Below are 3,535 nucleotides of genomic sequence, written 5' to 3'. Positions count from 1 at the left end.
GTCCGAAGGCGCGCGGGCGTTTTCCGATCTGGATCGGGGATTGGCCGCGGCGGCCAAGGTGCTTCTCGTGCCTTCTCTGTAATGAGACCGCCAAGGGCATTGGGTCTGACCAACAAGGTACCAACCAGAGACATCGCTTCCCTCGTCAAACACGCTCAGGCGGCGGCGACGGCCGACTGCGTGAAGCACCCGCCCATCGCATAACTTTCCCCCTCATCGCAACTTGCTCGAGCATCGGGTAGTACTACATCCCTACGGCAAGCTGCGGAGGCCGTATGCTCGATGTCGTCATGTGGTCGCTGTGCACTGTGCCGTTCGGTGTAGCCGGCAACCTTCTGCATGTGCGCATGATCACCGGCCGTCAATTCGGCCTTCTTGGTCGCGAGCACCTCGACGATCCGGCGTCCCGAGCGGTGCCCGTCGACTCGTTCTCGCCGGTCTTTTGGCCGACGGCGCATGATCTTGCGCACTCGCGCGCAAGTGCTGCGGGAGCAAGCCGGTGATCTGGGAAAGGAGATAGACCGTCACCCGAGCAAACCCTGCACGCGATTGACGATCGCCTCGATACTGAACGGCTTGGTGATCATCTGCATGCCTTCGTCGAGCAGTTCGCCTTGTGCGGAAGCCAGTTCGGTATAGCCCGTCATGAACAGTACGCGCAGCGCAGGGCGCTTCGATCGTGCGGCATCGACCATCTGGCGGCCGTTCATGCCGGGCAGGCCGACGTCGGAAATCAGCAGGTCGATCCGCGCGTCGGACATAAGTTCCTTGAGCCCGGACGGACCGTCGAACGCTTGCAGCACAGTGAAGTTCAGTTCGCTCAGAACTTCGATCACGAGCTCCCTCACGTCCGGATCGTCTTCGACGACGAGGATGGTCGCGGTCGATTTCGTTTCGCGCAGACCTGCGTCTTGCGAGGAAACCTCCATGGCGGCCTGCTCCAGTCGACCGTCCCGCTCGGGCAGGAAGAGCCGGACGGTCGTGCCCGTACCCGTTTCGCTTTCGAGCGCCGCGAAGCCGCCCGACTGCCCGGCGAAGCCATACACCATCGATAGCCCCAGGCCCGTGCCCTGGCCGAGCGGCTTGGTGGTAAAGAAAGGCTCGAACGCTTGTCTCAGCACGTCGGGGGGCATGCCTGCGCCCGTGTCGCTTACCGCAATGCAGACGTACATGCCCGCTGGAACGTCGTGTCGAGTGGCCGCCTGCTCTTCGTCGACCCGCTCGCGCGAGGTTTCGATCGTCAGCGTGCCGCCGCCTTCGTGCATCGCGTCGCGTGCATTGATCGAGAGATTCAAGAGCGCGCTCTCGAGCTGGTTTGCGTCGCAACGGGTCCAGCAAGGCTGCGGGTCCAGCTTGAACCCGATACCAATCGATTCCCCCATGGTTCTGCGTAGCAGTTCTTCGAGGCCCTGAACCAGTTCATTGACGTCGACGAAGTTCGGGTCGAGCGGCTGCCTGCGCGCAAACGCGAGCAGGCGTCGCGTGAGTCCGGCGGCGCGCTGAGCCGAAGACATCGCCATGTCGATATAGCGGCCGAGCGTGTTCGTTCGACCCAGTTCGACCAGGCGCCGGATCAATTCGAGCGGCCCGGTGATGCCCTGCAGCAGGTTGTTGAAGTCGTGCGCGAGACCGCCCGTCAATTGCCCGACGGCTTCCATCTTCAGACTCTGGCGCAGTTGTTCCTCGAGCCGCCGCTGCTGCGTCATGTCGATGCCGACGCCCGTGCGGCGCACCGGGTTGTTGCTTTCATCGAAGTACGTGTGGCCGCGCGACAGCACCCATCGGGTAGATCCGTCGGGATGAGCGACGCGATATTCGAGTTCCAGGTCGCCGCTGCGCTCGAGGCCGCCTTCCATCGTCGCTCGCAAGGCCGCGCGGTCGCCTTCATGGACGTTCGCGAGGAATGCCGTGCGTGCGATGCCGTTGAGCGCCGCTGTCGCATCGATGCCATACAGTTCGGAGATGGCCCTGTCGCAGAAGAAGCGATCGGTCGCCACATCGTAGGTCCATACCCCGACGCCACTCACCGCGGACAGCGCGAGCCTGGCGAAGTCCATGGAATCGCTCAGAGCGAGTTCGTGTTCGCGTTCGCGCGTGACGTCGCGAGCGACGCATAACAACCGGTTGTCGAACGGCTCGGCGCGCCAACTGAGAATCCGGTAGTCACCGGCGCGGGTCCGATAGCGGTTCTCGAACGTGAGCGTGCTTTTGCCTTCGGCGAGGCGTCTGACCTCGTCGCGCGTCTTTTGCCGATCGTCAGGGTGTTCGAGCCACTCGGACGTTTTTCCGAGAATTTCGTCGGCTTCCCAGCCGAGCACGGTGGTCCAGGCGGGATTCACGCTTGTCCAGACGCAGCGCGTATCGGCGATGCCGAGCATGTCGTGGCTTACCTGCCAGAACAGGTCGCGCTCACGTGCGTCGAGGGCGGCGTATGCGTTCGATGCTGTCTGCTGGGAAGCGCGAAGAGCGACGAGTTCGTTTCGCAGGCGTTCGTTCTCTGCCAGAAGCAAACGTTCTCGAGCGGAATGGTTGGGGTCGGAGATCATTCTTGACAGGATAAGGCGTAGCGGCGAGCGTTGCACGCAAGGTCTCGAGGTAGGTGGCTTGCTGAAACGCCGCGAAGAAGGTTCTATCCGCAGTGCTGCGCGGCGCGGAAGTGGCTTTGGAAGCGGTCGGTGGCGAAAGCGGGACACTCAAGAGTCTGGGCGGACATCCGGAGACGCATATCCTCGGCGAGACTTTTTACACGGCGGTGCCGTTTTTCCATGGGCTTTACTGTGCCAAGCTCTGCGTCGCGCCTGTCTCGCCCGGGCTGACGGCGCTGACCGATGCGCCGCTTGATGTGAATGGCAAAGCCAATGGTCTGCGCGATGCGGTGAACGAGTTCGTTGCGAACAACGACGCCGCGTGGGAAGTCCGGGTTCAACTCGCCACCGACATCGAGAAGATACCGATCGAAGATGCCTCGGTGCAATGGCCCGAAGACGCAAGCCCGTACGTGACGGTTGCGCGCATCAGAGCTGCGCCTCAAGCTGCCTGGAGCGAGGCGCGCTCGGCAGCGATCGACGACTGCATGGCGTTCTGTCCCTGACATGGTCTGCAGGAGCATCGGCCGCTGTGCGGGGTGATGCGTTCGCGCAGCCGTCCTATGAAATGTCGGCGGGGTTTCGCGGCGAGCTCAACGGATGTCCGATGTATGAGCCGCGCGCTTCCTTGGAGTTGGGAGAATAGTAGACGCTCTGTCCGCCCATCGCCGAGCCAATCAGTCGGCCACGGTAAAGGTGATGTCCTGAGCGCCCGACCATAAGACCAGCTTTCCAAAGTCAGCAAGGTGCTCGTGGCCTTCGAGCAGGGTAAAGAAATGATTCCCGGCAAGCTGGCCCATCTTGCTTGCGAAAATCGAACTGCCATAGACAAACAAGAACTCGGTTTCGCTGAATCCACCTGGATAGAGCAGAATGTCTCCCCGCGAGGCGTGGCTCGTATGGTTTTCGAAACCTAACCCGGTATCGAAATCGCCCAACGGAATCCACAC

General features: G+C 62.1%; 4 protein-coding genes. 1 reads left to right on the top strand and 3 read right to left on the bottom strand.

Going from position 1 to position 3,535, the window contains the following annotated elements; translation table 11 throughout:
* Positions 1-155 precede the first annotated feature (155 nt).
* Positions 156-458 (bottom strand): DUF3140 domain-containing protein, encoded by a 303-nt coding sequence (locus tag AWB67_RS43635; protein WP_087660513.1) that lies wholly within the window; start codon positions 456-458, stop codon positions 156-158.
* 66 nt (positions 459-524) lie between these two features.
* Positions 525-2,510: a hybrid sensor histidine kinase/response regulator gene (locus AWB67_RS35120; RefSeq protein ID WP_159965112.1), complete on the bottom strand. Its 1,986-nt coding sequence runs from the start codon at positions 2,508-2,510 to the stop codon at positions 525-527.
* A 128-nt stretch (positions 2,511-2,638) separates the two neighbouring features.
* Between AWB67_RS35120 and AWB67_RS35115 the strand changes: the two genes are divergently transcribed.
* A complete protein-coding gene (locus tag AWB67_RS35115) occupies positions 2,639-3,091 on the top strand; it encodes a catalase family protein (protein ID WP_087660511.1) in 453 nt (150 codons plus the stop codon).
* A gap of 171 nt (positions 3,092-3,262) precedes the next feature.
* Here AWB67_RS35115 and AWB67_RS35110 read toward each other — a convergent pair.
* A partial coding sequence (locus AWB67_RS35110) for a DUF3830 family protein (RefSeq protein ID WP_125477825.1) occupies positions 3,263-3,535 on the bottom strand: 273 nt, incomplete at its 5' end.

Source organism: Caballeronia terrestris (assembly GCF_001544515.1).
GTDB classification, from domain to species: domain Bacteria; phylum Pseudomonadota; class Gammaproteobacteria; order Burkholderiales; family Burkholderiaceae; genus Caballeronia; species Caballeronia terrestris.
The sequence above is the reverse complement of the archived record's forward strand: the minus strand, read 5'-3'. Positions and strand labels throughout refer to the sequence as shown.

Excerpts from the sequence above, each read along its gene's own strand:
- AWB67_RS43635 (WP_087660513.1), bottom strand. The coding sequence starts at position 458 with ATGCGCCGTCGGCCAAAAGACCGGCGAGAACGAGTCGACGGGCACCGC.